This window comes from Streptomyces sp. NPDC101191, from assembly GCF_044767915.1.
Lineage (GTDB): Bacteria > Actinomycetota > Actinomycetes > Streptomycetales > Streptomycetaceae > Streptomyces.
In genome coordinates, this window is the sequence record NZ_JBIWOU010000002.1 from 442,909 (window position 1) to 469,907 (window position 26,999).

General features: G+C 72.7%; 25 protein-coding genes. 17 read left to right on the forward strand and 8 right to left on the reverse strand.

The features are described 5' to 3' along the window. Positions 1 to 57 precede the first annotated feature (57 nt). On the reverse strand, positions 58 to 1,113 hold the full coding sequence (locus ACIRQF_RS09070; RefSeq protein ID WP_404090206.1) for a GlxA family transcriptional regulator: 1,056 nt from the start codon (positions 1,111 to 1,113) through the stop codon (positions 58 to 60). Between the two features lie 265 nt (positions 1,114 to 1,378). Here ACIRQF_RS09070 and ACIRQF_RS09075 point away from each other — a divergent pair, with 265 nt between their 5' ends. Further along, entirely contained in the window at positions 1,379 to 2,191 is an 813-nt protein-coding gene (locus tag ACIRQF_RS09075) for a dienelactone hydrolase family protein (RefSeq protein ID WP_404090208.1), read from the forward strand. 144 nt (positions 2,192 to 2,335) lie between these two features. On the opposite strand, the gene ACIRQF_RS09080 is transcribed toward ACIRQF_RS09075, so the two are convergent. The 3 genes from ACIRQF_RS09080 to ACIRQF_RS09090 are packed head-to-tail and all read right to left on the reverse strand — an operon-like array spanning position 2,336 to position 5,204. After that, a complete protein-coding gene (locus ACIRQF_RS09080) occupies positions 2,336 to 3,571 on the reverse strand; it encodes a cytochrome P450 (RefSeq protein WP_404090210.1) in 1,236 nt (411 codons plus the stop codon). Positions 3,572 to 3,595: 24 nt separating this feature from the next. After that, on the reverse strand, positions 3,596 to 4,987 hold the full coding sequence (locus ACIRQF_RS09085) for an NAD(P)/FAD-dependent oxidoreductase (protein WP_404090212.1): 1,392 nt from the start codon (positions 4,985 to 4,987) through the stop codon (positions 3,596 to 3,598). Beyond that, positions 4,977 to 5,204 (reverse strand): ferredoxin, encoded by a 228-nt coding sequence (locus tag ACIRQF_RS09090; RefSeq protein WP_404090214.1) that lies wholly within the window; start codon positions 5,202 to 5,204, stop codon positions 4,977 to 4,979. The genes ACIRQF_RS09085 and ACIRQF_RS09090 overlap by 11 nt, the downstream gene beginning before the upstream one ends. A gap of 389 nt (positions 5,205 to 5,593) precedes the next feature. Here ACIRQF_RS09090 and ACIRQF_RS09095 point away from each other — a divergent pair, with 389 nt between their 5' ends. The 3 genes from ACIRQF_RS09095 to ACIRQF_RS09105 all read left to right on the forward strand — a co-directional run bounded on the left by ACIRQF_RS09095 (position 5,594) and on the right by ACIRQF_RS09105 (position 7,671). After that, positions 5,594 to 6,481, forward strand: a complete 888-nt coding sequence (locus tag ACIRQF_RS09095) for a DUF4436 family protein (protein ID WP_404090216.1) — start codon at positions 5,594 to 5,596, stop codon at positions 6,479 to 6,481. A gap of 94 nt (positions 6,482 to 6,575) precedes the next feature. Beyond that, the gene (locus ACIRQF_RS09100; RefSeq protein ID WP_404090218.1) at positions 6,576 to 7,067 is read left to right on the forward strand and encodes a hypothetical protein; all 492 of its coding nucleotides are present in this window, start codon (positions 6,576 to 6,578) and stop codon (positions 7,065 to 7,067) included. Continuing rightward, complete coding sequence (locus ACIRQF_RS09105) at positions 7,024 to 7,671, forward strand: class I SAM-dependent DNA methyltransferase (RefSeq protein WP_404090220.1); 648 nt, start codon at positions 7,024 to 7,026, stop codon at positions 7,669 to 7,671. Before ACIRQF_RS09100 ends, ACIRQF_RS09105 begins: the two co-directional genes overlap by 44 nt. Positions 7,672 to 7,726: 55 nt before the next feature. Here the strand turns inward: ACIRQF_RS09105 and ACIRQF_RS09110 are convergent, their stop codons facing one another. Beyond that, a complete protein-coding gene (locus ACIRQF_RS09110) occupies positions 7,727 to 8,365 on the reverse strand; it encodes a TetR/AcrR family transcriptional regulator (protein WP_404090222.1) in 639 nt (212 codons plus the stop codon). Positions 8,366 to 8,454: 89 nt separating this feature from the next. Here ACIRQF_RS09110 and ACIRQF_RS09115 point away from each other — a divergent pair, with 89 nt between their 5' ends. The 9 genes from ACIRQF_RS09115 to ACIRQF_RS09155 all read left to right on the forward strand — a co-directional run bounded on the left by ACIRQF_RS09115 (position 8,455) and on the right by ACIRQF_RS09155 (position 17,622). Further along, entirely contained in the window at positions 8,455 to 8,874 is a 420-nt protein-coding gene (locus tag ACIRQF_RS09115; RefSeq protein ID WP_404090224.1) for a DUF4345 domain-containing protein, read from the forward strand. A 410-nt stretch (positions 8,875 to 9,284) separates the two neighbouring features. After that, positions 9,285 to 9,674 carry a tyrosinase cofactor gene (locus ACIRQF_RS09120; RefSeq protein ID WP_376634890.1) on the forward strand — a complete coding sequence of 130 codons (390 nt, stop codon included), beginning with the start codon at positions 9,285 to 9,287 and terminating at the stop codon, positions 9,672 to 9,674. Positions 9,675 to 9,697: 23 nt separating this feature from the next. Continuing rightward, positions 9,698 to 10,525 (forward strand): tyrosinase family protein, encoded by an 828-nt coding sequence (locus tag ACIRQF_RS09125; protein ID WP_376634892.1) that lies wholly within the window; start codon positions 9,698 to 9,700, stop codon positions 10,523 to 10,525. A gap of 375 nt (positions 10,526 to 10,900) precedes the next feature. Then, positions 10,901 to 12,037 carry a helix-turn-helix domain-containing protein gene (locus ACIRQF_RS09130; RefSeq protein WP_404090226.1) on the forward strand — a complete coding sequence of 379 codons (1,137 nt, stop codon included), beginning with the start codon at positions 10,901 to 10,903 and terminating at the stop codon, positions 12,035 to 12,037. A gap of 642 nt (positions 12,038 to 12,679) precedes the next feature. Continuing rightward, positions 12,680 to 14,068: a rhodanese-like domain-containing protein gene (locus tag ACIRQF_RS09135; RefSeq protein ID WP_404090228.1), complete on the forward strand. Its 1,389-nt coding sequence runs from the start codon at positions 12,680 to 12,682 to the stop codon at positions 14,066 to 14,068. 299 nt (positions 14,069 to 14,367) lie between these two features. After that, positions 14,368 to 14,964, forward strand: a complete 597-nt coding sequence (locus tag ACIRQF_RS09140; RefSeq protein ID WP_404090230.1) for a rhodanese-like domain-containing protein — start codon at positions 14,368 to 14,370, stop codon at positions 14,962 to 14,964. Continuing rightward, a complete protein-coding gene (locus ACIRQF_RS09145) occupies positions 14,961 to 15,899 on the forward strand; it encodes a sulfite exporter TauE/SafE family protein (RefSeq protein WP_404090232.1) in 939 nt (312 codons plus the stop codon). Before ACIRQF_RS09140 ends, ACIRQF_RS09145 begins: the two co-directional genes overlap by 4 nt. Positions 15,900 to 15,975: 76 nt before the next feature. Then, positions 15,976 to 16,242: a metal-sensitive transcriptional regulator gene (locus ACIRQF_RS09150; protein ID WP_376634901.1), complete on the forward strand. Its 267-nt coding sequence runs from the start codon at positions 15,976 to 15,978 to the stop codon at positions 16,240 to 16,242. Between the two features lie 174 nt (positions 16,243 to 16,416). Continuing rightward, on the forward strand, positions 16,417 to 17,622 hold the full coding sequence (locus tag ACIRQF_RS09155; RefSeq protein WP_404090234.1) for a PP2C family protein-serine/threonine phosphatase: 1,206 nt from the start codon (positions 16,417 to 16,419) through the stop codon (positions 17,620 to 17,622). Between the two features lie 318 nt (positions 17,623 to 17,940). On the opposite strand, the gene ACIRQF_RS09160 is transcribed toward ACIRQF_RS09155, so the two are convergent. Together ACIRQF_RS09160 and ACIRQF_RS09165 are read right to left on the reverse strand one after the other, a co-directional pair. Beyond that, positions 17,941 to 18,822, reverse strand: coding sequence for a hypothetical protein (locus tag ACIRQF_RS09160; protein ID WP_404090236.1), 882 nt, complete (start codon positions 18,820 to 18,822; stop codon positions 17,941 to 17,943). A gap of 276 nt (positions 18,823 to 19,098) precedes the next feature. Then, positions 19,099 to 19,908, reverse strand: coding sequence for a hypothetical protein (locus ACIRQF_RS09165; protein ID WP_382487727.1), 810 nt, complete (start codon positions 19,906 to 19,908; stop codon positions 19,099 to 19,101). Between the two features lie 163 nt (positions 19,909 to 20,071). On the opposite strand from ACIRQF_RS09165, the gene ACIRQF_RS09170 reads away from it, so the two are divergent. The 4 genes from ACIRQF_RS09170 (at position 20,072) to ACIRQF_RS09185 (ending at position 24,120) form a co-directional block, all read left to right on the forward strand. Next, a complete protein-coding gene (locus tag ACIRQF_RS09170; protein ID WP_404090239.1) occupies positions 20,072 to 20,839 on the forward strand; it encodes a class E sortase in 768 nt (255 codons plus the stop codon). 237 nt (positions 20,840 to 21,076) lie between these two features. Further along, complete coding sequence (locus tag ACIRQF_RS09175; RefSeq protein ID WP_404090241.1) at positions 21,077 to 22,177, forward strand: NADH:flavin oxidoreductase/NADH oxidase; 1,101 nt, start codon at positions 21,077 to 21,079, stop codon at positions 22,175 to 22,177. 385 nt (positions 22,178 to 22,562) lie between these two features. Then, positions 22,563 to 22,958 (forward strand): iron chaperone, encoded by a 396-nt coding sequence (locus ACIRQF_RS09180; protein WP_376635256.1) that lies wholly within the window; start codon positions 22,563 to 22,565, stop codon positions 22,956 to 22,958. Positions 22,959 to 23,079: 121 nt separating this feature from the next. Then, complete coding sequence (locus ACIRQF_RS09185) at positions 23,080 to 24,120, forward strand: LacI family DNA-binding transcriptional regulator (RefSeq protein ID WP_376634912.1); 1,041 nt, start codon at positions 23,080 to 23,082, stop codon at positions 24,118 to 24,120. An 85-nt stretch (positions 24,121 to 24,205) separates the two neighbouring features. Here the strand turns inward: ACIRQF_RS09185 and ACIRQF_RS09190 are convergent, their stop codons facing one another. Beyond that, positions 24,206 to 26,986, reverse strand: a complete 2,781-nt coding sequence (locus ACIRQF_RS09190; protein WP_404090243.1) for a glycosyl hydrolase — start codon at positions 26,984 to 26,986, stop codon at positions 24,206 to 24,208. Positions 26,987 to 26,999: the final 13 nt, after the last annotated feature.

A 26,999-nucleotide genomic window follows, 5' to 3' on the forward strand; every position in this document is an offset into this window, starting at 1 on the left:
TCAGGCCGTCAGGCCGTCAGGCCGTCAGGCCGTCAGGCCGTCAGGGACGGACGTCTCTCAGGGGTCGTCCTCCATGGCGGAAGCGCGGTCCGTGCGCCGGAAGGCGTCCCGGTACGCCCTCGGGCGGTGGCCCGTGTGGCGGGCGAAGAGCGTGGCGAAGGTGCCGGGGTCCTGGTAGCCGACGGCCGCCGCCACGGCGGCGACGGTGCGGTCGGTGGTCTCCAGGAGGTGGCGGGCGCGCCGGACCCTGGAGGCCTGCAGGTGGGCCAGCGGGCTGCGGCCGGTCTCCTCGGCGAAGCGGCGGAGCAGTGTGCGGGTGCTGACCCGGAAGGTGTCCGCCAGGGCGGCGAGGTCGTACCGGTCGGCGAGGTTCTGGTCGAGCCGACGCATCACCCGCTGGGCGAACTCGCCACCGGGCTGCGGAAGGAGCCTCGGGTCGACGTACGGGGTCTGTGAGGTCCGCGCCTCGTCGACGAGCGCGACCCGCGCCGTGGTCCGTGCCACTCGGGCGCCGCTGTGCCGCCGGATGAGGTCCAGTGCGAAGTCGTACATGGCGCTGAAGGCGGCCGTGGTCGTCACGCCGGTGTCGGTGACGACCAGGTGCTCGGGCCGGATGTCCGCTTCCGGGCAGCGCCTGGCCAGTTCGGCTGCGTAGAGCCAGGAGGTGGTGGCCCGGCGCCCGTCGAGAAGTCCGCACTCCGCGAGCAGGAAGGCGCCGACGCAGAGGGAGACGACGGCGGTCCCGGCGGCGGCCTGCGCGCGGATGGCCGCTGTCTCCGCCCTGAGGTGCGCGAGGCGGGCGTCGAGGTCCGTGTCCGGGGACAGTTCGAAGCCGGGGACGACGAGGACGTCGACCTCACGCAGGGGCCCTACGTCCAGGATCGCGCCGCCGGAGGCGGTGACCTGGCGGCGCGGTGACACGATCGACACCCGGTAGCCGGGTGCGTCCGGTCCGGCGACGTGGGCGGCCATCGTCAACAGGTCCGGGACGCCGAACACTTCGGACGCGAAGCAGCCCGGGTACGCCAGGACACCGACCCTGAGCGCCCCTGGCTCGGCGTCACGCCCCGCACGGCCGGCGGTCTGCCGTCCCGCCTCCTGCGGTGCCACCATCCGATGTGCCGCCACCAGAGGTGCCGCCACCCCGGGTGCCGCCCTGCCATCCTGGCCCACGGCTTCCTACCCCCTTGCATCCGGCTTTCCCGGGCTTCCCCGGGCTTCCCCGGACCTCCTGGACCTCCTGGACCTCCCGGACCTCCCCGACCCGCTTCCCGCCCCGTCGGTATACCGCCGGGCCCGTGACGTGTGGCGAGATTACCCCCGGCCTTGGCGATCCGGCCCCTCAACCGGCGGCCGGTCCCGGGCCACGCTGTCCCTCATGAGCTTTGACGATCCCCTCACCGACTTCACCCGCCGGAGCGTCACCGTGGAGGGGGTGAAGAAGACGGTGTACGTGGCCGGGACCGGGCCCGCGGTCGTGGTGCTGCCCGAGATGCCGGGCATCAGTCCCGACGTCCTACGGCTCGCCCGCTGGGTGCGGGACGCCGGCTTCACCGTCCATGTGCCTTCGCTGTTCGGGACGGACGGAGCCTTCCCCACGGTCGACGGCGGCCGGGAGGTCGTCCGCCGCGCGTGCGTCAGCGCCGAGTTCCGCGCCTTCGCCGGGGGCGGGACCAGCCCGGTGACGGCGTGGTTGCGGGGCCTGGCGCGCCAGGCCCACGACACCTGTGGCGGGCCCGGCGTGGGCGCGATCGGCCTGTGCTTCACCGGCAACTTCGCCCTCACCATGGCCCTGGAGCCGTCGGTCATCGCTCCGGTCGTCAACCACCCGTCGCTCCCCCTCGACGATCCCGGCGGGCTCGAACTCGACCCGGCCGACGCGCGTGCGGTGCGCGACCGGCTCGCCCGCGACGGACTCACCGTTCTCGCCTACCGCTTCGAGGGCGACCGCTGGTGCACCGGGCAGCGCTTCGCCGCGTACCGCGCGCTCCTCGGCGACGCCTTCGACGGCCGCGTCCTTCCGGACAGCGCCGCCAACACCACCCCTCCGCCGTTCTTCGCCGAGCTGGTGGGCACCCCGCACAGCGTCGTCACGGCCCACCTCGTCGACGAGGCCGGCCAGCCCACCGTCCGGGCCCGTGACGAGATCCTCGCCTTCCTCACCAGCCGCCTGCAGCCCCACGGAAGCTGACCACCACCGCCTCACGAAACGAACGCCGGAGAAGCGCTTCCACGCCGGTGGTGAGGAAGACCGCCAGCCGCTCGGAGCTGACCGCCGCCCCCTCACGTCACCCGGCGGCTGGATTGCCGTCTCCCCGCCCCTGGTGAGGGCGACCTACGGCCGGATCCCGTCGCAGGCGATCCGCAGATGCCGCGGTCCGCGCAGCACCGCGTTCTGCCGGTACGGGGGCGGATCCTCCAGTAGGCGGGGATTCTCCAGTCTCCGGGCCAGCTCCGACAGGGCGAGTTGGGCCTCGAGGCGAGCGAGCGGGGCGCCGAAGCAGCTGTGGATGCCGCTGCCCAGGCCCAGGTGCTGGACGTCCCGGCGGTCGGGGTCGAAGCGGTCCGGGTTCTCGAAGCGCTGCGGGTCGCGGTTGCCGGAGGCCAGGACCAGCCAGAGGGAGGCGCCCTTGGGGATGGTGACGCCACGGAGCTCGATGTCGGCGATGGTGGTGCGCTGCGGCAGCAGTTGCACGGGCGGCTCGAAGCGGAGGAGTTCCTCGACGATGGGGACGGCCAGTCGCGGTTCGGCCCGCAGCCGCTGGAGGACGTCGGGGTTGCGCAGCAGGGTGAGCATCCCGTTGGTGATGAGGTTGACCGTGGTCTCGTGCCCGGCGATCAGCAGCAGCGCCGCGGTGCTGAGCAGTTCCATCGTGGTCATCGGGCCGTCCCCGCCCTTGGCCGTGGCCAGTTGGGACAGCATGTCGTCGCCGGGGTTCTTGCGGCGCTCCTCGATCAGTCCGGCCAGGTACATGCCCAGTTGCATCCGGGCCTCGTGCGCTCCCTTGCCGCGTTCGGCGGGATCGGCGTCCGGGTCGGGGTCCAGGCTGGCCGCGAGGGTGTCCGCCCAGGTGTGGAAGCGCGACTCGTCCTCGCGCGGCACTCCGAGCAGCCTGCAGATCACCGTGACCGGGAACGGGTACGAGAACTGCTCCACCAGGTCGATCCGTCCCGGGTCGGTGAAGCCGCCGATGAGGCCGTCGACGATCTCGTGGAGCTCCGGGCGCATGCCGTCGACGCGGCGGGGCGAGTGGGGCGGGCCGAAGTGCCGGTTCGTCATGCGCCGCATCCGGTCGTGCTCCGGCGGGTCGAGCCGGAGGAAGCCGGGCGGCAGGGCGCCCTCCTGCGGGCTCTCCTCGGCCAGCGGATCAGTGCTGTTCGAGGCCAGGTTGCGGGCGTCGGAGCTGATCCGGGGGTCGTGCAGGAGGCTGCGGATCTCGTGGTAGGTGCTGACCACGTAGGGTCCGTCGGCCTCGTGGTGGACGGGATTCCTCCGCAGCTCCTCGTAGAGCGGGTACGGATCGGCCCGGTTGGCGTAGTCCAGGATCCGGTGCAGCAGTGATGGCGTCATGGCAGGTCCTCGTGGCCGTGCGGGTCAGTGCGCGGGGGTGAACGTCATCCGGCGGTCGGCCGGCGAGTATCCGCTGAGGGTCACGGTGGGGCCGTGGCTGGGTACGGACGGGTCGGGGAAGTCCGCGTCCATCGGCCGCTGCCCGTCCCTGTGCCGATCGACCGTGGGGAACGGCGGCGGGAACGGGGCGGTGCCCTCGATCAGTTCCTGGTAGAACGGCAGCCATCGGCCGTGGTCGAAGGAGACGGCGCCGATGACGCGTCCCTGGTAGCCGTAGACGCCGACGAACCGGCGGCTGTCGAGTGAGCCCTGCGTGACGAGGATCTCCGTCGCCATCGAGGGAACGCCGACGGACTTGATGTTGACGCCGAACTGGGATGACCAGAAGGCCGGTACGTCCATGTGCGGCAGCCGGTCGACGCTCTCGCTGATCATGTTGTGTGCCGCGATCCCGGCCTGGGCGACGGCGTTGCCCCAGTGTTCGAGGGACAGGAACTGGTAGCCGAACAGCGGGTGCGGGCAGCGGGCGACGTCGCCCGCCGCGTAGATGTCGTCGGTGACGATGCCGCGGATGTCGAAGGCGCGGCAGCCGGCGTCGCAGGCGATGCCGCGGGGTCCGGCCCCGAGCCCGGAGCCGGAGAGCCATTCGGTGTTACGGATGGCTCCGAGCGAGACGACGACCACGTCGGTCCCGACGGTGGAACCGTCGGACAGATGCGCGGCGCGCACGCGTCCCGAGGCGTCGCCCTCCAGCGCGGTCACCATGACCCCGCACCGCAGGTCCACTCCGTGCTCGCGGTGGAGTTCGGCGGCGACCGCGCCGACGACTCCGCCGAGTGCGCCGACCAGGGGCGCGGCGCCGCGTTCGGCGACGGTGACGGGAATGCCGCGTTCGCGGCAGGCGGAGGCGATCTCCGAGCCGGCGAATCCGCCGCCGATGACGAGGACCCGTTCGGGGCCGTCGGCGAGCCGCCGGGCGAGCGCGGCGCCGTCGTCGCGGGTCCGGAGCACGAAGACGCCGTCGAGTTCCGCCTCCTCCTCGCGCGGCCACGGGCGCGCCCGGACCCCGGTGGCGATCAGCAGACGGTCGTACGGCACCTCGTCGCCATCGGCCAGCCGCACCCGCTTGGCGGCCATGTCCAGGCCCGACGCCGGCACGCCGAGGCGCCAGGTCGCGTCGACGGATCGGAGCCGGGGCAGTGCGGTGCGGTCGGCGCGCCCCCTGCCCAGCAGCACCCCCTTGGACAGCGGGGGCCTGTCGTACGGTTCGCAGGGCTCGTCGCCGATCATGGTCAGTGACCCGGCGAAGCCCTTGGCCCGCAGGGTCTCGGCGGCACGCAGGCCCGCCAGCGAGGCACCGACGACGACGATGCGGCCCTCACGTCTGAGCTGGTCCAAGGCTCCGTCACCGAGCATCGGACACCGCCTCGGACGGCTTGTCCACGGCGTCGACGAGGATCGCCTGTACGGGGCAGGCCGCGGCGGCCTGGGCGAGTTTGTCGCGCTGTGCCTCGTCGGCGTCGGGGTCGTAGAGCAGCGCCTCGTCGCCGTGCATGGTGAAGACCTCGGGAGCGAGGAACGCGCATTGCGCGTACCCCTGACAGCGGTTCAGATCGACGGCAATCCTTACCACGGGATCGGTCCTCTCCAATGGCCACGTCCTGTCCCCAGCCCACTCTCGGCGGCCGGGCGGGCCGCGGCGACGGGGGACGGACCGTTCGAGTGAGCAGGGCACAAGTGGCGTGACCGCCGAAGGAGGAGTCCTGCCCGCCGCCGTCGAGCACGCTCCAGGCCGCCGCGGCGGCGCCGAACAGCAGGGCGACCCGGGCGACCCCGGCGGCTCGGGCGAATGCGACGGCTGCGCCGGCTCCGACCCAGCGGATCGCGCTGCCCGCGACAGGCCCCCGGGGCGCGCCGGCCGACTGCGCCGTGCCGTCGCGGGGTCCAGTCTGGGAGAGGACCGCTCCCGCCTCGCCCGCCCCGTACCGCCTCACCCGCCCCTCCCACCCTGTCGGAGTCACCATGGGCCCACCCGCCGACGCACCCCGTCCGCACCGCTCCCGGGCGTCGATCCTCCCGGTGCTGATTCCCATCGGCCTTCTGATCGTGGTGGCGGTCGCCGTGGGATCGTGGCTGCAGTTCGCCGAGCGACAGGCTGTCGACACGGTCCACACCACCGGTTCCGACGCCCCCGACCGGGTGGACGTGGAGGCGAACGTCCAACATGTCGACGCCGCGGCCCGGGAGCTGGTCCTGCGCGTCCGGGTCGGCCTGCACGGGTCCGTCGGCGAGGAGGAGGGGAGCGCTCCGGTGGCCGACCTCGTCGTCGAGACCTCCGTGGCGACCGTCGGCGACCTGGCGTTCGAGGCGCATGAACGGCTCTCCACCAAGGACGTGCAGGTCGCCCTCGCCGACGGGTCGATCAATGACTACCCGTTCGACACCTACGCGACCGACATCGGGTTCCGGGCCCTGTTGGACGGCAGACCGGTCCCCGTGCGGCTGCTGTTCTCGAACAACGACACGCTCTTCTCGGTCTCCGCGACACCCGTCCCGTCCGGGAACGAGGCCGTCATGAGCCTGGACCTGCGGCGTTCGAGCAGCGTGCTCGTCTTCGTGACCTTCATGATGATCGTGATGTGGGCACTGGCGGCATCCGTGCTCATCGCGACCTGGTACCTGACGACCCGCAGCAAGAGCCTGGTGTGGCCGGCCCTCGCCTGGATGGCCGCCACGCTGTTCGCTCTCTCCGCGTTCCGCAACACCGCGCCCGGGTCTCCCCCGATCGGCTGTGTGCTGGACTGGTTCGCCTTCCTTTGGGCCGAGACGATCATCGCCCTCTGCCTGATCTCCGTGGTCCTCTCCGGCGTACGCAACGCCCTGCGCCCGGACGACCCGGCCCCCGGCTGAGGCCTTCCGGAGGGTGCGTCGCGCTGTACGGCGCGTGCCGCGCCCGCGGGACAGGTTCTCGCCGGGGCGCGACGGGGGAGGAAGCACTCAGGGGATGCGACACCAGGGGGCGGCGCCGATGATGTTCGGGTTCGGGGACGAGTGGTGGGTGCTGCTGTTCTACCCGGCGGTGCTGTGGGTGCTGTTCGGCCCGTTCGCCATGGTCTCGCTGGGGGTGTGGTGCGCCTCCGCGCCCGGTTCGCGACCTCGGCTGTGGTCGGTGCTCGTCCCCCTGATACCGGTGGTGACGTCGTCGATCCCCATGATCTTCCCCCTGGACAAGTGGGAGCGCCCGGTCCGGGTGGACGGCGCCCTGGAGCCGCCGGAGCAGCTGTACGAGTTCCTCGGCTACGTGGCCGTGTACGTCGGCGGCATCACGTTGCTGCCCTGGTTGCTCGGATACGGCATCACCCGCCTGGTGCGCTTCGTACGGTCCCGCCGGAGCGGCGCCGGCTTCACCGGCGAGACGCACGCAGGCACTCCTCTGCCGCTACGGTCTCCGGGTGACCGAACTCGACTCTCTGAGCGCCACCAGTCAGGCCTATGACGCCGTCGCCTCCACCTACGCCCAGATGTTCCACGACACTTTGGGCGACCGCCCCTGGGAACGCGCCCTTCTCGGCGCCTTCGCGGAGCTGGTACGGGGGAGCGGCGCAGGCGACGTCGCGGATCTCGGCTGCGGACCGGGCCACATCACCGCCCACCTGCATGGGCTCGGCCTGAACGCCTGCGGTGTCGACGCCTCGCCCGTGATGATCGGACTCGCTCGTGAGGCCCACCCGGAGCTGAGGTTCGAGGTCGGCTCGATGGGCGCCCTGGACATCGGGGACGGCGTGCTCGCCGGGGTGCTTTCCCGCTGGTCCGTCATCCACACGCCACCGCAGGACCTGCACGTCCTCGTGGGCGAGATGGCGAGGGTCCTGGCTCCTGGCGGGCACCTGCTGATCGAGTTCCCCGCGACCGACGGCCCGCACCACGAGACGCAGGCCTACGACCACACGGTGGCGACGGCCTACCGCTGGTCCCCCGACCGCTTCTCCGACCTTCTGAGCGCCCACGGCCTGAAGGAGTCGGCCCGCCTGGTGCTCGAACCGAAGCCCACCGACAAGCGGCAGTTCCAGGAGGTCCAGCTCCTCGCGTACAAGGCGTAGCCGTGCTCGTGACCGCGACCGAACACCGGCCACCAACCGGTGCCTTCGGCTGTTCTCAGGGGCGGCCGGCCGCGTCGGGCCCGTGCGCCGGCCCCCTGTCGGGGGCCGGGTCCTCGGTGAGCAGCGGTCGGAGGGCGCCGAGGACGGCCCCGATGCAGATGTCGCGCAACTGGGTGCGCGTGCAGGTCTCGTGGGCGAGCCAGTCGACGCAGAGGACCTGGACGAAGACCAGCCAGCTCTTGAGGACGCCGGACACGGCCTCGCGGGCGCTCTCGTCGGCGAGGGGCAGGACGGCCAGGAGACGGGTGCGGAGCATGTCCAGCTCGTTGGTCATGATCGTCTGGATCACCGGGTCGCCCGCCAGGACCCGGTTCGCGGTGAGGACGGCGTTGCGGTTCGCCACGAAGTAATCGAGATGGACGTCCATGCCCTGGACGAGCTGGTCCACGAGGGAGTCGGCGGGGTCGAGCCGTGTCTGCGCGAGCAGTTGGTCCGCCGCCTGCTGGTAGACGGCCGCGAAGAGGGCCTGCTTGCTGGGGAAGTGACGGTAGAGCAGGGCCCGGGAGACGCCGGCCTGTTCGGCGACCTCTTCCATCAGCACGTCGGCGTAGGGGTGCACGGCGAAGAGGCGCGCGCCGACGGCGAGGAGCTGGGCGCGGCGGTCGGCGGGGGTGAGTCGCTGGCGGGGAGGCACGAACCCACCTTAGTTGACATGTGTCTACTGACAAGTCACCGTAGTAGACACATGTCAACCAGGCATGGGTGAGACCCCCGGGAGGGGCCATGGGCAAAGCACTGCGCGCACTTACCCTGCTGATGGGCTGGTCCTGCGTGGCGATCGGCCTCTTCCACGTAGCCCTCGGAAACGCGGCGATCCCCGGCGCCGAGTCCGCCGGCGCGACGGTCGACAGCTGGGGCCGGTTCATGGGGGCGAGCTTCGTCGGCTACGGACTGGCCTGGCTCTGGGCCGCGCGGCAGCGTCCGGTCCCGGCCCAGGGCGTGCGATGGCTGGCCGGCGTGTTCCTGCTGGGCGGCGTGGGCCGCCTGATCTCGCTGGCCGTGCACGGCGAACCGCACGGGTTCCAGATCGCCCTGACCGTGATCGAACTCGCCCTTCCGCCGGTCTTCTTCTGGCTGGCCGACGCCGAGGAACGGGTCCTGCGCGACACCGTGGCGGGCGCGGCCGGCACCGTGGGGCGCTGACGCCCTCGCCCACCCCCTGCCGGCCGGGAGCCGCGCATCCGTGCGAACCGGCCGCACTGGAAGCCGGCGCCTGCGTGGCCGCGCTCGCCGAGGGGCCGGTGGGAGCCGTCCGCGATCACATCGGATCCGGACAGTCTGGAGGCGTGGGGGCCGCCACATCTCGTCCGTCAGATCGAAAGATCATCCACCTGGCGATCACTTTCTCCGCAAGATTTTCACGTACGGACTCCTTCGGGCGCTCGGACAGCAAGATCGACTTCGTTCATGTCTGGACTTTTCGGGGCGAGTTGTCCGGTTCACGGCCAACCGGATCTCGCCGATTTCCGCCCCGCCCACATCCCCCCGTACTGATGAGAGCTGCCGGGGGCATATGACCAACCCCCGGCCGCACAGACCACCAGGGGGTTTCCATGTCCAGCATCACCCGCCGCAAGGCGCTCGGTGTCGCCGCAGGCGCCGCCGGGGCCGCCGCGGGCCTCGCGCTCGCCGGGTCCGCCGTCGCCGCTCCGCGTTCCGGCGGCTCGGCCGCGGCCGCCGCTCCTGCGGAGTTCGACGAGGTCTATCTGGGGCGCCGCATCAAGGGCGGCCCCTCGCACGGCGGCGGTCACCACGGGGGGCACCACGGGGGCGGTTACTCCGTCACCATCGACGGCGAGGAACTGCACGTCATGCAGAACGCCGACGGCACCTGGATCAGCGTGATCAACCACTACGAGCCCGTCGCCACACCCAAGGCGATCGCCCGCGCGGCCGTCCGCGAACTGCAGGGCGCCCCGCTCGTACCGCTCACCCTCGCCTGATCCGATCCAGGAGCCGCACCACCATGACCGTACGCAAGAACCAGGCCACCCTCACCGCCGACGAGAAGCGCCGCTTCGTCAACGCGCTGCTCGAGCTCAAGCGGACCGGCCGCTACGACACCTTCGTCACCACGCACAACGCCTTCATCATGAGCGACACCGACACCAGTGACCGCGTCGGGCACCGCTCGCCGTCGTTCCTGCCCTGGCACCGGCGCTTCCTCATAGAGTTCGAACGGGCGCTGCAGTCCGTGGACGCCACCGTCACCCTTCCCTACTGGGACTGGACGGCCGACCGCACCTCCCGTTCCTCGCTCTGGGCCCCCGACTTCCTCGGCGGTACTGGGCGGGCCCGCGACGGGCAGGTCCTCGACGGGGCCTTCGCACGGGCCGGCAACCGCTGGACCGTCAACGTCCGCGTCGACGGCCGTGACTACCTGCGCCGCGACCTGGGCGCCGGCGGGCGTCAGCTGCCCACCCGGGCCGAGGTGGACTCCGTCCTCGCCATGGAGACGTACGACACGGCTCCCTGGAACAGCTCCTCGGACGGCTTCCGCAACCACCTGGAGGGCTGGCGCGGGGTGAACCTCCACAACCGCGTCCACGTCTGGGTCGGCGGCCAGATGGCCACCGGCGTCTCCCCGAACGACCCCGTCTTCTGGATGCACCACGCCTTCGTCGACAAGCTGTGGGCCGACTGGCAGGCGCGCCACCCCCGGTCGCCGTACCTGCCGGCCGCGGGCACCCCGAACGTCGTCGACCTCAACGACACCATGCGCCCGTGGGGCGACGTGACGCCGGCCGACATGCTCGACCACACCCGCCACTACACCTTCGACACCGCCGCCTGAGCCGACGTCTCCCACTCGTCGGGGCGCCTCGTACGCCCTGACGAGTGGGTCCGTCAGTAAGCACCGGCCCGCAGTTGGGCGTCGCGTGCGGCCGCGGTGCCCTCAAGGGTCCCCCGAACCACCGCAGACGTCACCGGTGGCGAGTCACCCGCGCATTCCAGGAGCGACGGACGCTGCGGGCGAGGTCCCGACGAGCCCCGGCGAACTCGCCGCCAGACCGTACCCACCGGTTCGCGCCTCCGCGAGGGGGCGCCACCGGCGCGGGCACCACCGGTGCGGGCGCCGGGTGGACGTCCGCCGGTCGTGGACAACCGCCGCGGGGCCCTGGCAGGAAGACGGCTTCTCAACGGGCGCGTGAGCGGGCACCATCTGCGCATGTCGCTCAGCAACGCCGCAGGGACCGATGGCACGCCTCCTCAGGGCCTCGTGACGGTGGACGCCGGCTCGGTGCCCGAGCCGGACAGGTGGGCCTGGTGGGCCGACATGGTCAGCCGTGAAGTGATGCCGGTGTCGATCCGCATTCCCCGAGCGCGTCCGTTCCAGGGGCAGGTGGAGGCCGTCGGGATGCCCGACGGGCAGGTGGCCGCCTTCGACTTCTCCCCGATGGCCGCCACCCGCTCCCTCACGCAGATCCGTCGTCATGACCGCGAGGAGTACTTCCTGGTGCTCCTCCGCGAAGGGCAGATGGCACTGGAGCAGGCGTCCGACGTCTCCCTCCTCCGTCCGGGGGACATGACGGTCTTCTCGAGTTCACACCCGCTCGCCTGCGAGTTCCTCGCCCACGCCGACCCCGCGGCCGGCACCGGCCTCACCCACGGCCCCGGATCCGCCGCCGGCTCCCGTTCCGGCCCCGGCGCCGTCACCGGCCGCGGCGCCGTCACCGACTCCGGCGCCGGAGTGACCCGGCTGACCCTGCTTCGGCTCCCCCGGCGGATCCTTCCCCTGTCGTCGGGACGGGCCGACGACCTCCTGGCCGTCCCCTTACGAGCGAACGCGGGCGCCGCCGCCCTACTCGGCCCGTATCTCGCCGGGCTGCCCGGCGCGGCACGGGGCTGCGGTGCGGCGGAACTCGGGCGTCTCGGCTCCATCGCGGTCGATCTGGCCGCCACGGCGATCGCCGCTCAACTCGACGTCCAGGAGTCGCTGCCCACCGAGACCAGGCAGGCCGTCACGCTGGCGGAGATCAAGGCCTTCATCGCACAGAACCTGCCCGACCCCGAACTCACCCCGTCGGCCATCGCCGCCCGCCACCACCTCTCGGTGCGCACCCTCCACGCCCTCTTCCGCGACGAACCCGAGACCCTGGCCGCCTCGATCCGCCGTCGACGCCTGGAGCGTTGTGTCGCGGACCTCGCCGACACGGGGCTACGGCACCGCACGATCGGGGACATCGCGGCACGCTGGGGGCTCGCGGCCCACGACTTCAGCCGGTCGTTCCGACGTGCCTACGGCATCTCGCCGGGTGAGTACCGGGCCTCCGCGCTGCGAGCGGCGGAGCTTCGGGACACCTGAGCACCGCATCCGAGTACCGAGCCGCTGCGCGCGGTGCGGATGACCGCGGCGCCGACTGCTGACGACACGGCCGGTCGGCGCACGGCAGATTGGGGCGTGGCCACGCAGCCGTGGCGCATACGCGGAGGACCTGCAAGGCAGTTGGGCTTCGCGACGGCGACGGGGAACGGCGATAGCGGGAACGCCGGCGGTGGGACGGGGCTCCACCGGTCGCCCGTCGCGGGGCCGGGGCGTCGAGCAGTGCGGCGATCGTGCCGCACCGCTCGGCGCCCCTTTCTCTCGTTCCGGGCAAGCGCAGGCAGGGAATCGCACCCTGTCCACGCAGTACAGCATACCCCCATGGGTATTTCCCTACGCGAGTACGGGATACCCATGGGGGTATTTGACATCCACCCGAACACCCACTTAACGTCGAAAGCGTCAATACCCAGGGGGGTATCGGAGAGGACGTCGCAGCATCGTCGAGCGCTCCAGCCGCACGGCCCGTACCAGCCGCGTTACCCGCACCGGCCGCAAGGGCCGTCGCCTCGGCCACACCGGTTGCGTGGACAGCAGGGGCCCCAAGGGCCGCTCGGGCAGCACCGCCCCTCCGCCTCCCCGCATCCCCCGGATGCGCACCCCTCCCCCGTCGAAGGGTTCGTCGTGTTCTTCACCCAGTACTACCTCGACTGCCTCTCCCAGGCGTCGTACCTCATCGCCGACCGGACGACCGGGCAGGCCGTCGTGGTCGACCCGCGCCGTGACGTCTCCGAGTACCTGGCCGACGCCGAGGCGCACGGGTTCACCGTGGTCGGCGTGATCAACACCCACTTCCACGCGGACTTCGTCGCCGGGCACCTGGAACTGGCCGACCGCACGGGCGCGTGGATCGGTTACGGCCGCCGGGCCGAGACCGAGTACCCGATCCGGAAGCTGGCCGAAGGCGAGCGGATCGTGCTCGGCGACGTCACCCTGGAGATCATGGAGACGCCCGGGCACACCCCGGAGTCGATCAGCGTCCTCGTCCGCGAGCACGCCGACGACACCGTCCCGTACGGCGTACTGACCGGCGACGCGCTGTTCATCGGCGACGTCGGGCGCCCCGACCTGCTCGCCTCGGTGGGCGTGACCGCCGAGGAACTCGGCGCGATGCTGCACGACAGCGTCCAGAACAAGCTCATGGGCCTGCCCGACGAGGTCCGGGTCTACCCGGCCCACGGCGCGGGCTCGGCGTGCGGCAAGAGCCTGTCCACCGCGAAGCAGTCCACGATCGGCGAGCAGCGCGCCACCAACTACGCGTGCGCCCCGATGGGCCGCGAGGAGTTCGTCGCGCTCGTCACCGCCGGACAGCCCGCCGCGCCCGGGTACTTCGCGTACGACGCCGAGCTGAACCGCAGGGACCGCGACCTGTACGACGCCACGGCCGCGGCGCGGTCGTTGTCCCTGGCCGAGTTCGCCGAGCTGCGGCGGTCCGGCGCCGTGGTGGTCGACGCGCGGTCCCCGCAGGAGTTCGCCGGCGGGCATCTGCGCGGCGCGGTCAACGTCCCGGTCGAGGGACGCTTCGCCGAGCAGGCCGGCACCGTGCTCGACCCTGCCGAGCGGCTGATCGTCATCGCGCCGGAGAACCGCGAGGAGGAGGTCGTCACCCGCCTCGCCCGGATCGGCTTCGACCGCGCGGTGGGCTACCTGCGCAACCCCGAGGACGCCCTGGAGGCGCTGGCCGACGAGGTCGCCCCCGCGAGCCGCCTCACCGCCGCGCAACTGCGCGCCGCGCTGCGAGGCGACCGGCCGCCGCTCGTCATCGACGTCCGGACCTGCGGCGAGCGCGGCGAGAACGGCTTCATCGACGGCGCTCTGCACATGGCACTGAGCGAACTCCCGGCACGTACGGACGAGCTCCCCGCCGACCGCCCGCTGGTCGTCCACTGCGCCGGCGGCCACCGCTCGTCCATCGCGGCGAGCCTGCTGCGGCACCGCGGCTTCGGGGACGTGTCCGACGTGCTGGGCGGCTACGCCGCCTGGTCACTCACGGCCGGGCCGTCCCAGCCGTGAACAACCGCTGACCGGTCGCCCCGCCCCACCGGCCGTGAGCAACCCTGACCGGCCGCCCCCATCCCGTCCGTCCCCCACCGTGACCCGACCTGCTCCGGCCCGGCCCGGGCGGATCGACAAGGCCCTCTTGCGAGCCGAGAAATACCCCACGGGGTATCCGACCCAGCGAGTCCCGCCCCTCATCCGCCCTCTTCCGCCCCCCCTGTCCCCGCTTTCTCACCTCTCCTCCTTTCTCACCTCTCTCGCTTCCTCCCGCTCTCCCGCCTTCTCCCCCTCCCCCCCCAGAACCAGGAGCCCCCATGGCCCAGCACTCCGCCCAGACCGCGTCGATCACCCCCGCCGCCCTCCATCGGCTCGTCCAGGAGGGGCGCGCTCCGCGCGTGCTGGACGTGCGGACGCCGGGCGAGTTCCGCACCGTGCACATCCCCGGCTCGTACAACGTGCCCCTCACGACCCTGCGCGAGCACCGGGCCGAGCTGCTGTCCCACCTCGACGAGGAGGTCGTGCTGGTCTGCCGCTCCGGCGCACGCGCCGAGCAGGCCGAGCGGGCGCTTGCCGAGGCGGGCCTGCCGAACCTGCGCGTACTCGCGGGCGGCATGAACGCCTGGGAGGCCGCCGGAGCCCCCGCGAACCGGGGCGACGCGCGGTGGGACATGGAGCGGCAGGTCCGGCTCGTCGCCGGGTCCCTCGTCCTGGCCACGGGGCTGGTGGGCGTGTTCGTGCCGGGCGCGCATCTGATCGGCACGGCGATCGGCGCCGGTCTGACGTACGCGGCGATCAGCAACACCTGCGCCATGGGGGTACTGCTCTCCAAGCTCCCCTACAACCGCGGACCGCGCACCGATATCCGTACCGTGATCGCGGAGCTGCGGGGCGACCTGCGGGCCAAGGCGTGATCGTCCTGATCGTCGCCGCGTCCCTCCTGATCGGGGTCAGCCTCGGCGTCCTGGGAGGCGGGGGCTCGATCCTGACCGTTCCCCTCCTGGTCTATCTGGCCGGGCAGGACACGAAGGAAGCCGTCGCGACGTCCCTGCTCGTCGTCGGGGTCACCAGCCTGGCCGCGCTGATCCCGCACGCGCGCGCCCGCCGTGTGCACTGGCGGACCGGGTCGGCCTTCGGCGCCTTCAGCATGGTCGGCGCGTACGGCGGCGGACGGATCGCGGAGTACGTCCCCGGGACGGCGCTTCTCGTCGCCTTCGGCCTGATGATGCTCGCCACGGCGACGGCGATGCTGCGCCGCCCTCGCGGGCGTGCCGGGCCCGGACCGCAGCGCCAGTCCCCCTCGCCGGTGCGGGTCGCCGTCCTGGGCGTGGGTGCCGGAGCGGTGACGGGCCTGGTGGGTTCGGGCGGCGGATTCCTCGTCGTACCGGCGCTCGCGGTCCTGGGCGGACTGCCGATCGGCATCGCCGTCGGCACCTCGCTGCTGGTCATCGCGATGAACTCCTTCGCCGGCCTGGCAGGGCACCTGTCGGGCGTACACCTCGACCGGGGCCTCGCCCTGACCGTGACGGCGGCCGCCGTCGTGGGCAGCGTCGCCGGCGCGCGATTCGCCGGACGGATTCCGCAGGAGGCCGTGCGCAGGGCGTTCGGCTGGTTCGTGGTCGTGATGGGCGTCCTCGTGCTCGCCCAGCAGATCGAGGGCGGCTTCTGGGGGCACCCCGCGGTGTGGGGCGGGCTCGGTGGCACCGCGCTGGCGGTCGGCGCCTGGGCCCTCGTCGGGCGGCGACGGACCGGCCGAGCGCGGTCGCGCGCCTCCGGGAAACGGCGGGCCCGCCGCCGCCCGCATCTCCACACCGGCGCAGGGCGCACCGAGCCCGTCACGGAGCGCTGAAATATACCCCTCGGGGTATTCTGTTGTCACAACGAACAGTCAGGTGGAACGTGGGGGCGACCAGAGGAGGGTCTCCATGCAGGTGGAAGCAGAGGTCGTACGCCCCGTCCTGAACCGGCTGCGCCGCGCCCAGGGGCAGCTGGCGGCCGTCATCGCGATGATCGAGGCGGGACGCGACTGCAAGGACGTCGTCACGCAGCTCGCCGCGGTGTCCCGCGCGCTGGACCGGGCGGGCTTCAAGATCGTGGCCGGCGGCATGCGCCAGTGCCTCAGCGAAAGCGCCGCCGGGGACCCTCCCATGTCGGAGGAGGAACTCGAGAAGCTCTTCCTCACCCTCGCCTGACCCGTTCCGCGGAAAGCGGGAAGGCGCCGGACGGCAAGGGCGGCGCCGGGACGGCCGCAGCGCTGCCGTCGCGCACCGGCGGGTGAACCCCTCCGTCTGACGGACACGCTCGGCGCGCAGACCGCCGAGCCCCTGGGAGACCATGCTTGGCAGAGGCATTGGAGGGAGGCTGACGTGGCAGGTGAGCGCTTCGGACTCGCGGAGGTGCTGGCCGCGGCAGAGGACGCCGCGCCGGGCGCCTCCCTCGATGTCGTGGCACACCATCTGCGCGAGCGATTCGAGGCACGCTCCGTGTCGTTCCTGATCGTCGACATCGTCGGGCAGTTCGTGGTGAGGGTCAGCCGGGAGGAGTCGAGCCCGCAGCGGCAGCGCCGCGCGTCGGCTGAACAGATCCCCCTCGCGGGCAGCGCCTACGAGGAGGTCCTGCGCAGCCAGGACGTCCGCTGGATGCGGGACGACGATCAGGGCTACCGGGTGCTCGCACCGGTCACCAACCGCGGCGACACGATCGGAGTCCTCGAACTGTCCCTGGCGGAGCTCGGAAAGGATGTGCTGGAGGAGATCGCGGAGGCCGCACACGCGCTGGCGTACCTCGTCGTGACCGACCGGCGCTTCACCGACCTCTACCACTGGGGCCGGCGCACCACCCCACTGAGTCTGGCCGCCGAGATCCAGCGCCAGCTGCTGCCCTCGGCCTCCTGCTTCGAGGCCGCCCAGTTCGCCCTCGCCTGTGCCCTGATCCCGGCCGACAGTGTCGCCGGCGACACCTACGACTACACGGTCGACGACGACGTTCTGCACCTGTCCGTCACGGACGCCATGGGGCACGACATCGACGCCTCGCTGATGGCCACCCTCCTGGTCAGTGCTTCCCGGAGGGCTCGTCGCAGCGGGGCGGACCTGGCCGAACAGGCCCAGCGCACTCATCGGGCCCTCATCGACCACGGCCACGACTTCGCCACCGGCCAGCTGATCCGCATCGCCCTCGACGGCAGCGGCGCCCAGCTCGTCAATGCGGGCCACCCGCGGCCGCTCCGACTGCGCGACGGCACGGTCGAGGAGCTCCGCCCCGCAGTGAACCTGCCCTTCGGATTCCGCGAACAGGGCCGGTACCAGGTGCAAGACCTCGACCTGCGCCCGGGCGACCGCCTCGTGCTCCACACCGACGGGATGCAGGAGCGCCGCGCCGCGTCCGTCGACCTCTTCGCCCTCCTCCGGGCCACCGCCGGCGAACACCCGCGTGAGGTCGTCCGCGTCCTGACGGCAGCCGTGTCCGTCGCCTGCGACAGGCATCTCCTGGACGACGCCACCGTCCTGTGCCTGGACTGGCACGGCCCCCGGGCCGGGCCTCGCCACGCGCACGCCGGAGCCGACGCCTGACCGACGGGTCATTCGGCGGACGGTCCGGCACATCGCGGGCACACGGTCGCAGCCGGTCCGGGTCGTCCGGATCGCCGCGAGCCACCCCGGCCGTCGCGGGCCACCCCCGCCGTCGCGGGCCACCCCGGCCGTCGCGGGCCACCCGGGCCGTCGCGGGCCTCGGCCGTCGCCGTCCATCCGGGCCGCTCGCGCCGTCCGGTCCGTCCGGGCCGCCCACGCCGTCGCGTCCGCCCGCGCCGTCGCGGTCCGTCCGGGCCGCCCGGCCTCGCGGGCCGTCGCGAGTCGTCGCGGCGCGTCCCTGGCTCGCGCCGAGGGTTGCTACGCCCCCTGGGGCTTCTCCAGAGTCCGCGCTTCGCGTGCAGCCGACTCGGCCGCAGCGCGCGCCTTGGCCAGGGTGGTCTCCGCGGTCTTCACCGCCTTCCGGGCGCCGGCGGTGGCGGCCTTGGCCTCGTTCGCGGCGCGGCGGGCCTGCGTCAGCTCCTGCTCCAGGGTTGCCAGGCGATCGGTCGCCGCCGTCTCCTGCGCCTCCGCCTCCTGCCGGCCGGCCCGCGCCTGGTCGAGTTCCTGTTCCAGGCGGCGTACCTCGCCCTCCGCGGCCTCCGCCTGCGCCCGAGCGCGCTCCAGCGCCCGGTTCCGCTTCGGCACCGGTACGGACGGCGCGGCAGCGGCGGGCGTACGGCGGGCGGGCGGGGGTGTCCGGCGGGCGGGCGAGGTCGTCGGGGCCACGGCCGTGAAGTCGACCGCGGCCTCGGGTACCTTCACCAGGCGTCCGCGCGCCCACGTCCCGGCGACCTCGGGGTCGGCGAGCACGCCGCGGAGGGTCTGGTCGATCTCGTGGAGCACCGTGTCGCCGACGGTCTGGCCTTCGTCGCGGGCCAGGTCCGCGGCCGTACGGGTGAGGGCTCCGACCAGTTGGTTCCGCTGCAGGCTCGCGGCGCGCAACTGCTCGGCGTCGAGCATGCGGTGAGCCTCCCGAAGGGTCTCGCCGATCTCCAGGAACCGTCGGGCCTCCTCCGGGCGCCGCCGGGCCAGCAGGTTCGCCACCCAGGCCGCGACCGTCGGCCGCCGCAGCGCGGAGACGGCCTTCGCCACGTCCTTGTCGCCCGCCTTGCGTGCCTCGGCGGCGTACGCGTCCCGTGCCGCCACGAACTCGGTCGGCTTGAGTCCGTACAGTTCGTCGGCGACTTCCTCGACATCCACCGCTCCACTCTGCGGGGCCGGCGACGGCGGTGGCGGCGCGGTCCGCCGGATGCCCGTTCCGCTCACCCGCATGGGCGGCGGCCTCCCGGCTCCGCGCCCAGGGCCGTCGAGGTCCGGACGGACACGGCCGCGTTGCACCGGGCCGCTGTCCCGTGGGAGCTCGCGCTGGAACCCTTCCCCGTGCGCGGCGGTGACCGCGGCGGGAAGCCGACGAGTCGGCGTGCCCCGCTGTCACCGCCGCGCACGCCCGCACGGGCTGCCTCGACCGCCTCGGCTTCAGACCCGGATGCCCGTGGGATCGCAGGGCAGGCGGCTGCCCGGGTGGTCCGTGCCGAAGTCGTCGCCGATGTCGGCCGCGGTCTCGGCCATCGCCTCGTTCGTGATCCGGATCTGTCCGGAGAACGGCTTGTCGATGTCCTCGATGAGGAGCAGCGAGCCGGTGAACAGTCCGGCCAGGACGAAGAGCAGGACGAAGTGCGCGGCGCCCCGTCTGCGCGGCAGTCCGAAGGCGAAGGCACCGACGGTCGCGGCCAGCGAGATGACCATGAACCAGTACACGACGGCGGGGATCGCGGGCATGGCCTCGGAAAGCCTGGTCTGGCGGGCGACGGAGCGTTCGTCGTCCGCCCGGACGAGCAGCTCGAAGGTGGCTGCATGCTTCTGTGCGAGCGCCTTGAAATGGTTACGGAAGTCCGACGACCAGACCGAGGCCTCGGCGGCCTTCTCGCCCTTGTCGACCATCGCCGGCCACTCGTACGCCATGATGGCCCGCGCGTAGCAGACCGCCGCGCCCTGCATGCGCTCACGCTCGGGCTCGGGGGCGTAGTCGGCGACCTCGTAGAGCTGGTCCACCCGGTGGGCCTCGGCCCCGGCGGCCGATCCGGCCGTTCCGTACGACTCCGCCGCCACGACGATCACGAACGCCACCAGCAGGACGGCCAGGGTCTCCAGAGGGCTGATCAGATCGCTGATCGACGCCTCCTCGTCCTCCCCGCCTGCGGGAACGCGATGTCGCCGCAGGCGGTTGGCGGTCAGACCGGCGGCGAGCGCGGCGGCCATGATGACGACGGTGATCGTGGTGAGCATGTGCGCGGCCCCCGGGTAGGCGGTCGTTTCCGTGTCCCCGCGCTCAGCCGATCATGGGGGCCGGGCGCTGGCACCCGAGGCTGCTCCGCCTGGTCCAGCCGCTTCGCGTAGCGTGGAGGTGTCGGGTGCCGCATGCAGAGCCGTGATCGGGCGGTGGTGCCGCATGAACCGCTCCCAGCGAGTCCGCTGGGCCGTCGCCGCGGTCGCCGCCGTGCTCGCGGCGGTGGTCGGTGTACTGGTCGGGTCCTCCTCCCCCGCTGACGGGGATGCCGGCAGATCCACCTCCCCCGCGCCGTCGCGCTCGTCCCGGCCGCCCTCCCCCGACCCTCCCACCGAGACCGTTCCCGCGCCCCGACCCGTCCTGGCCCAGCGTGCGACGCCGACGCCGTCGCCCTCCCCCACCCCGCCCGCCACGCGGCTCACGACGGCCGAGCTGGACATCCCCTCCATAGGCCTCGCCCATCTGCGCGTCGTGCCGTACGAGGGGACGACCGACGACCGGGCGGGCACCCGGATCCAGGACCGTGGCGTGGCGGCGAGTCCTTACGGGGAGCGGGGCGGTGTCGGGCCGGGCGAGGTCGGGAACTACCTCGTGACGGCGCACCGGCTCTCCGCCGGGGGTCCGCTGGGCAAGCTGCCGGCCGTGGAGGAGGGCGACCGGGTCTACGTGACGGCGGGCGGCCGGGTGTACGAGTACCGCGTCGTCGACACGCGCACGACGTCCTTCCGCTCCGCGCGCTCGCTGGCCGCGCAGAGGGCCGCCGTGCCCGGTGCGCCCGGCGAGCGACCCACGCGGGCGATGATCACGCTGTCGACCTGCGCGACGCCCGAGGACCACGCGAAGGGCAACTTCTGGCGCGACGCCCAGGGGAATCCGGAGCATCGGATCGACAAGATCGGGGTGCTCGTGTCGGTACGGCCGGCGAAGTAGACCCCTGCCCCGACCCGGGCCAGAACCTGCCGTCGGTTCCGCCCCGGCCGCACCCACGCCCACCTCGCACCCACCCCTCACCCACCACCCGATTACTTCCGCCTGCCTCTACCCCGCTAGCGAAAATAAAGCGCGTGTGCAATTATCTTTGGTGTGTTCACGCTGCACCGCCTCGACGCCGATCTCCGGCGCCTCCGCCGTGAACCCACCGCCACGACGCGCCCCAAGGAGTCCGGGATGAGTTCCCTCTTCGCCCCCTTCACCCTCAGGTCCCTCACCTTCCCGAACCGGATCTGGATGGCGGCGATGTGCCAGTACAGCGCCGCCCCGGACGGCGACGCGATCGGCGCCCCGACCGACTGGCACTTCACGCACCTCGCCGCGCGGGCGACCGGTGGGACCGGGCTGATCATCACCGAGGCCACGGCCGTCAGCCCCGTGGGGCGGATCAGCCCGTACGACCTCGGCATCTGGAACGACACCCAGGTCGCGGCGTTCCGGCGCATCACCGACTTCCTGAAGGCGCAAGGCACCGTCCCCGGCATCCAGCTCGCACATGCCGGGCGCAAGGCGTCGACCGAGCGCACCTGGGTCGACCGCGGGCGGCCGCTCGCGCCCGAGGAGACGCACGGCTGGACGCCGGTCGGCCCGAGCGCCGTCGCCTTCTCCGAGGCGTCGACGGTCCCTGACGAACTCAGCACGGAGCGCATCCGCTCCATCGTGCAGGAGTTCGGCGACGCCGCCCGGCGCGCGCTCGCCGCGGGCTTCGAGGTGGCCGAGATCCACGGCGCCCACGGCTACCTGGTCCACCAGTTCCTCTCCCCGTACAGCAACCACCGTACGGACGAGTACGGCGGCTCGTTCGAGGGCCGGAGCCGGTTCGCCCTGGAGGTCGTCGACGCCGTTCGCGCAGTGTGGCCCGAGGACCTGCCCGTCTTCTTCCGCATCTCCGCCACCGACTGGCTCAGCGAGAACCCGGGGGACGGCCGCGAGGGCTGGACCGCGGACGACACCGTCCGGTTCGCCAAGGAGCTGCAGGCCCGCGGCGTGGACCTGCTGGACGTCTCCACCGGCGGCAACGTCCCCGACGCCAGGATCGAGGCCGGCCCGCACTACCAGGTCCCGTTCGCCGAGCGGGTCCGGAACGAGACGGGCCTGCCGGTGGCGGCCGTCGGTCTGATCACCGAGCCGGCCCGCGCCGAGGCCGTGGTCGCCTCCGGCCAGGCCGACGCGGTCCTGCTCGGCCGCGAGCTGCTGCGCAACCCGTACTGGGCCCGCCAGGCGGCCGAGGAGCTCGGTGCCGAGGTCGCCGGACCCGTGCAGTACCACCGCGCGTGACGCTGCGAGGGCGGCGTAACCCCGGGCCCGGGCCCGGGGTTACGCCGCCCTCGCGTCCCCTCGCCCCGCCCTCGCGTCCCGTCGCCCCGCCCGCGCGTCTCCCTCTCCCGCCCTCGCCCCGCCCCCACTCCCTCACCCGTCCCGCCGCGTCGGCCGAACCAGCGTCAGCAGGTCCCGCGCACACCGCACGCGCGCCGCAGGCGATCAGTTTTCGAGAAGCCCTCGGCCGCCCCTCCTCCCTAGCATGGGAGACATGACGGAGACGAGGAAGACCGCGGCGAAGACCGCCACGCAGGCCGCCGCCAAGGCCCCGGCGAAGACCGCGAAGCGCACCGCCCGGACCGACACCGCCGCCGACAGCTTCACGGCCGAGGAGCGGAGCGCGATGAAGGAGCGCGCCAGGGAGCTGAAGGCGGCCTCGCGGCGCGCTTCGAGCGCGGACAAGGCCGCCGCCGCGGAAGCCGAGCTGCTGGCCAAGATCGCGGAGATGCCGGAGGCGGACCGCGTGCTCGCCGAGAAGGTGCACGCCATCGTGAAGGAGAGCGCGCCGTCGCTCGCCCCCAAGCTCTGGTACGGGATGCCCGCCTACGCGCGGGACGGCAAGGTCGTCTGCTTCTTCCAGAGCGCCGACAAGTTCAAGGCCCGTTACGCGACGCTCGGGTTCAACGACCCCGCACAGCTCGACGACGGTGCCATGTGGCCCACCGCCTTCGCCCTCACCGCCCTCACACCCGAGATCGAGGCGCGCATCAGCACCCTCGTCAAGACCGCCGCCGGCTGACCGCGGCCGCACGGTCGACACCCCTTGGGAGCGCTCTCAAGGCTCGATATCCTGGGCGGGCCCACCGGACCCGACCGCGGCGGCGCCGACCGCACCGCCGCACCATCCGAGGAGTCCCGCCTTGCCCGAGCCGAGCACGGGGTCCCGCCCCACGCTGGAAGCAGTCGCCGCGCGTGCCGGCGTGTCGAGGGCCACCGTCTCCCGGGTGGTCAACGGCGGCGCGGGGGTACGTGCCCCGCTGGTCGAGAAGGTGCGGCTCGCGGTCGAGGAGCTGGGGTACGTGCCCAATCAGGCGGCACGCACCCTGGTGACCCGGCGCAACGGGGCCGTGGCCGTGATCATCGCGGAGCCGGAGTTCCGGATCTTCTCCGACCCGTTCTTCGAGCAGCAGGTGCGCGGCATCAGCCGTGAACTCGCCGCGCACGATTCGCAGCTCGTCCTGCTGTGGGTCGAGGGGCCCGAGGACCACGAGCGGATCGCGCGGTATCTCGGCGGGGGTCACGTCGACGGCGCACTGGCGTTCTCGCTGCACAACGACGGCGAGTTGGCGGCGCTGATCGGCCGGGCCCGGATCCCGACCGTGTTCGGCGGCCGGTCGGCGGCGGGGCGGGACGTCGCGGTGCCGTACGTCGACTGCGACAACCGCGGCGGCGCCCGCACGGCCGTGCGCCATCTGGTCTCGCTCGGGCGGCGGCGGATCGCGCACCTCGCCGGCCCGCCGGACCTGATGGCCGCGCTCGACCGGCTCGACGGCTATCGCGACGTCCTGGCGGACTCCGATCCGGCGCTCGTCGTCCCGGGCGACTTCACCGAGGCGAGTGGTGCCCGGGCCATGGCCGAACTCCTCGACCGCTGTCCGGACGTGGACGGGGTCTTCGCCTCCAACGACCTCATGGCCTCGGGTGCCCTGCGGACGCTGCGGGAGCGTGGGGTCCGCGTCCCCGAGGACGTCGCGGTCGTCGGGTTCGACGACATGCCCTCCGTGGTGCGGGCCTGCGAGCCCGCGCTCACCACCGTGCACCAGGACATCGAGGGCATGGGCCGGCTGATGGTGAAGCTCCTGATGCGGGTGCTGGACGAGGCGGGCGACGGGACCGACGGCGGCGCGACGCCCGAGTCGATCGTCACCCCCACCGCACTGGTTCGGCGCGCCTCGGCCTGAGGTCCGGCCGGCGCCCCCGGGTGCGGGTGCGGCGGCCGCCGCGCGGGTGCGCGACGGCCGCCGGGGGAACCGCTCGGCGTGATGTTCAGCCGTACGGGATGACCAGGACCGATGTGTTCGTGCCCGTCTGGAGCTGTGACGCCCCGTTGCCGATCGCGCTCCACACCTCCAGGCGGACGGTGCCGTTCGCGAGGTCGCCGAGCGTGCCGGTGGCCGAGCGCAGGCCGCGGGTGTGGGCGTACTCCTCCCAGCCGGCGACCGGGTCGGTGGCGAAGTACTGGTACGTCTCCGTCCGGTCGAAGGTGCCGTCGCCGGTCAGGTCGTAGCTGACCCTGGCCTGCTGGCCGAGGCCGACGGCGGTGCCGGCGTCCACCTGGAGGCGGAAGGAGGTGGCCGCACCGGGGGTGAGGGTGCCGTGGACACCGCGGATCTCGTAGACGAGCGGCTTGTAGGGGGTGCCGTCGTGGTTGGCGCCGTCGGCCGAAGGGATCGTGTCTCTCGCCGCGGTGCCGCCCGTGGCGGTGGTCAGCGCGCCTCCCGAGCGCAGCTGGAAGGTGTTGCCCGTCGGCGGCTCGGGGTCGGGTCCCGGCCCGGGGCCACCCGTTCCGGAGCCGGTTGCGGTCGAACGGGCGGGCACCGTCAGGGTCTTGCCGTCGGAGAAGGTGACGGTGCGGGCCGTGCCGCCGTAGTTGTGCGCGGCGTAGGTCCGTACCGTGCCCTTGGTGAAGACGGCCGAGGTGGGCAGGTCGCCGGTGACGGTGGTGTCGGGGGCGCCGAGGGCGTCGAGGGCGCTGATCCAGTGGTAGGTGTGGGCCTTGGACTCACCGGCCTCGGGGGTGTAGCCGGCGTTGCCCGCGTCCCACTTGGCCTTGGCCGCCGCGGGGTCGGCGAGGGACTGGAACTCCCAGAGGATGTCACGCCATTCGACGGCGGGGCCGCCGTTCTCTCGTTCCATCTCGGCGATGTTGCGGCGGACGGCGTCCTTGCGGCCGGCGAGGTGGAGCGAGCCGCCGGCGGTCACGGGCAGCACGTTGATGCCGTGGATCTCCTCGGGATTGGCCGTCCACCAGGTGGAGTAGGCGGCGCCGCTCCCCCACACCATGCCGACGGTGTCGTGACCGAAGGATGCCGGGAAGACCTGCTGGTCGGCGTCGAACCAGTACTGGGCGATCGACTCCGCCTCGGTGGTGAGGAGGTAGGTGCCGAGGTCGCGCAGGGTGGTGTCACCAGTGGCCGATCCCCAGAGGACGAGGGCGGCGCTGAGGTTGGTCGACTCGGAGGACGACTCCTGGTTGTTGCCGGCGGCGAAGCCCTGGTGGCCGGAGGCCCAGCTGTGTCCCGCGTAGACGTCGAAGCCGCGCAGGAAGGGGAAGGCGCCGTCGGTGCGAGCGGGGTTGGCGGTGTCGCGGATCAGGGTCTTGACCATGCCGCCCCAGGCGGAGTCGGCGGCCCAGGCCGGGTCGTACTGGGCGATGATCGCGGCGGCGTAGACGTAGTAGCCGTAGTGGAAGTGGTGGTCGTTGAGCTCGGTGTCGCTGCCGTAGGAGGCGGGGTAGCCGATGAGGGTCTTCCAGGCGGGGTCGTACGAGAACTCGTTCGCGCCGCCGGCGGTGAGCCAGTCCTGGAGGCGCCCCTTCATCAGGCCCAGCAGCTTGTCGCGGGTCCCGGTCGCTCCGATCCGGTCGGCGATCGGGACCAGCTGGGCGAGCTTGCCGAGGGCCTTGCCGGTCCAGTAGGTGTCGACGGCGCCGGAGAAGGGGTCGGAGGAGTTCGCGACCTCGTCGAGGTAGGCGCGCAGCCGGGCCGGGTCGGTGCCGTCGGCGCCGGGCAGGGCGGGCAGCACGGCGGAGGCCGGCTGGGTGGTGGTGAAGGAGGCCGCCTCGCGGACCTTCATGGTGCCGCGGGGCGAGACGTACGTGTACGGGGTGAGGGCGTCGGTGGTGTGGAGCCACTGGTGGCGGTAGAGCGCCTGGAGCGTGCCGCGTTCGGTGCCCTCCTTCGCCTCGGTGGTGAGGGTGTAGGCGGCGCGGACGGTGCCGCCGGTGTAGCTCCAGTTCACGGTGGAGCCGGTGACGAAGCTGAAGGCGTACCTGCGGAAGGTGGCGAGGGCGTCGGTGGAGGGCAGGACGGCGACGGAGAAGTAGTCCTTGCCCCCGAGGCCCGCGGTGATGCTGCTCCCGGCGACGGTCCAGTCGGTGCCGGTCGGGGCGAACAGCGCGTAGTGGTGGCCGGCGACGGTGATGCCGAGGACGTTGCCCTGGTCGGCGAAGACGGTGGGGGCGACGGCGGCGGTGATCTGGGCGTTGCCGCCGGTGCCCTTGGCGTACACGAAGGGGCTTCCGTGACCGATGGTGGTGCGCAGGGTGCGGGTGCCGTCGGACCAGTAGGGCGTGACGGTCCAGTCGGACCAGGCGTCGGCCTTGGTGTCGGGCGAGTTGAGGCCGCTGAGGCCGATGGTGAGGTCGCGCTTGTGGGCGTACTCGTACTGGCGCCCGTCGCCGACGATCTGCGGGCTCGTGGGGTAGCCGACGTCGAGGCCGCCGGCGGTGGCCTGGTAGGTGAGGGGGTGGCCGTACATGGGGGTCGAGTACGGGTTGTCCCCGTAGCGCTGGAAGGCCAGTGAGGACCACCAGTCGTTGGTGGGGACCGGCTTGCCCTGGGCTGCCGGGGTCACCTTGGGGGTGACGGGCGTGCCCGTGTTGGTGGTGGGTCCGGAGGTTCCGGCGGGGCGGCTGTCGGAATAACTCCCGGAGCCTACGGGGACGGTGGCGGCGGCCGCCGGGGACGCGGCCGGGACGAGTCCGACGGCGGCCAGGGCGGTGGCCAGGACCAGCACGGCGGCCGGTCTGTTGCGGGGGGCGGGCATGGACGGCACCTCG

Coding starts and splice junctions, on each gene's coding strand:
- ACIRQF_RS09125 (WP_376634892.1), top strand. CDS start 9,698: ATGACCGTACGCAAGAACCAGGCCACCCTCACCGCCGACGAGAAGCGC.
- ACIRQF_RS09095 (WP_404090216.1), top strand. CDS start 5,594: ATGGGCCCACCCGCCGACGCACCCCGTCCGCACCGCTCCCGGGCGTCG.
- ACIRQF_RS09165 (WP_382487727.1), bottom strand. CDS start 19,908: ATGCTCACCACGATCACCGTCGTCATCATGGCCGCCGCGCTCGCCGCC.
- ACIRQF_RS09115 (WP_404090224.1), top strand. CDS start 8,455: ATGGGCAAAGCACTGCGCGCACTTACCCTGCTGATGGGCTGGTCCTGC.
- ACIRQF_RS09175 (WP_404090241.1), top strand. CDS start 21,077: ATGAGTTCCCTCTTCGCCCCCTTCACCCTCAGGTCCCTCACCTTCCCG.
- ACIRQF_RS09100 (WP_404090218.1), top strand. CDS start 6,576: ATGCGACACCAGGGGGCGGCGCCGATGATGTTCGGGTTCGGGGACGAG.
- ACIRQF_RS09170 (WP_404090239.1), top strand. CDS start 20,072: ATGAACCGCTCCCAGCGAGTCCGCTGGGCCGTCGCCGCGGTCGCCGCC.
- ACIRQF_RS09190 (WP_404090243.1), bottom strand. CDS start 26,986: ATGCCCGCCCCCCGCAACAGACCGGCCGCCGTGCTGGTCCTGGCCACC.
- ACIRQF_RS09180 (WP_376635256.1), top strand. CDS start 22,563: ATGAAGGAGCGCGCCAGGGAGCTGAAGGCGGCCTCGCGGCGCGCTTCG.
- ACIRQF_RS09130 (WP_404090226.1), top strand. CDS start 10,901: ATGTCGCTCAGCAACGCCGCAGGGACCGATGGCACGCCTCCTCAGGGC.
- ACIRQF_RS09070 (WP_404090206.1), bottom strand. CDS start 1,113: ATGGTGGCACCGCAGGAGGCGGGACGGCAGACCGCCGGCCGTGCGGGG.
- ACIRQF_RS09085 (WP_404090212.1), bottom strand. CDS start 4,987: ATGCTCGGTGACGGAGCCTTGGACCAGCTCAGACGTGAGGGCCGCATC.
- ACIRQF_RS09150 (WP_376634901.1), top strand. CDS start 15,976: ATGCAGGTGGAAGCAGAGGTCGTACGCCCCGTCCTGAACCGGCTGCGC.
- ACIRQF_RS09075 (WP_404090208.1), top strand. CDS start 1,379: ATGAGCTTTGACGATCCCCTCACCGACTTCACCCGCCGGAGCGTCACC.
- ACIRQF_RS09080 (WP_404090210.1), bottom strand. CDS start 3,571: ATGACGCCATCACTGCTGCACCGGATCCTGGACTACGCCAACCGGGCC.
- ACIRQF_RS09120 (WP_376634890.1), top strand. CDS start 9,285: ATGTCCAGCATCACCCGCCGCAAGGCGCTCGGTGTCGCCGCAGGCGCC.
- ACIRQF_RS09140 (WP_404090230.1), top strand. CDS start 14,368: ATGGCCCAGCACTCCGCCCAGACCGCGTCGATCACCCCCGCCGCCCTC.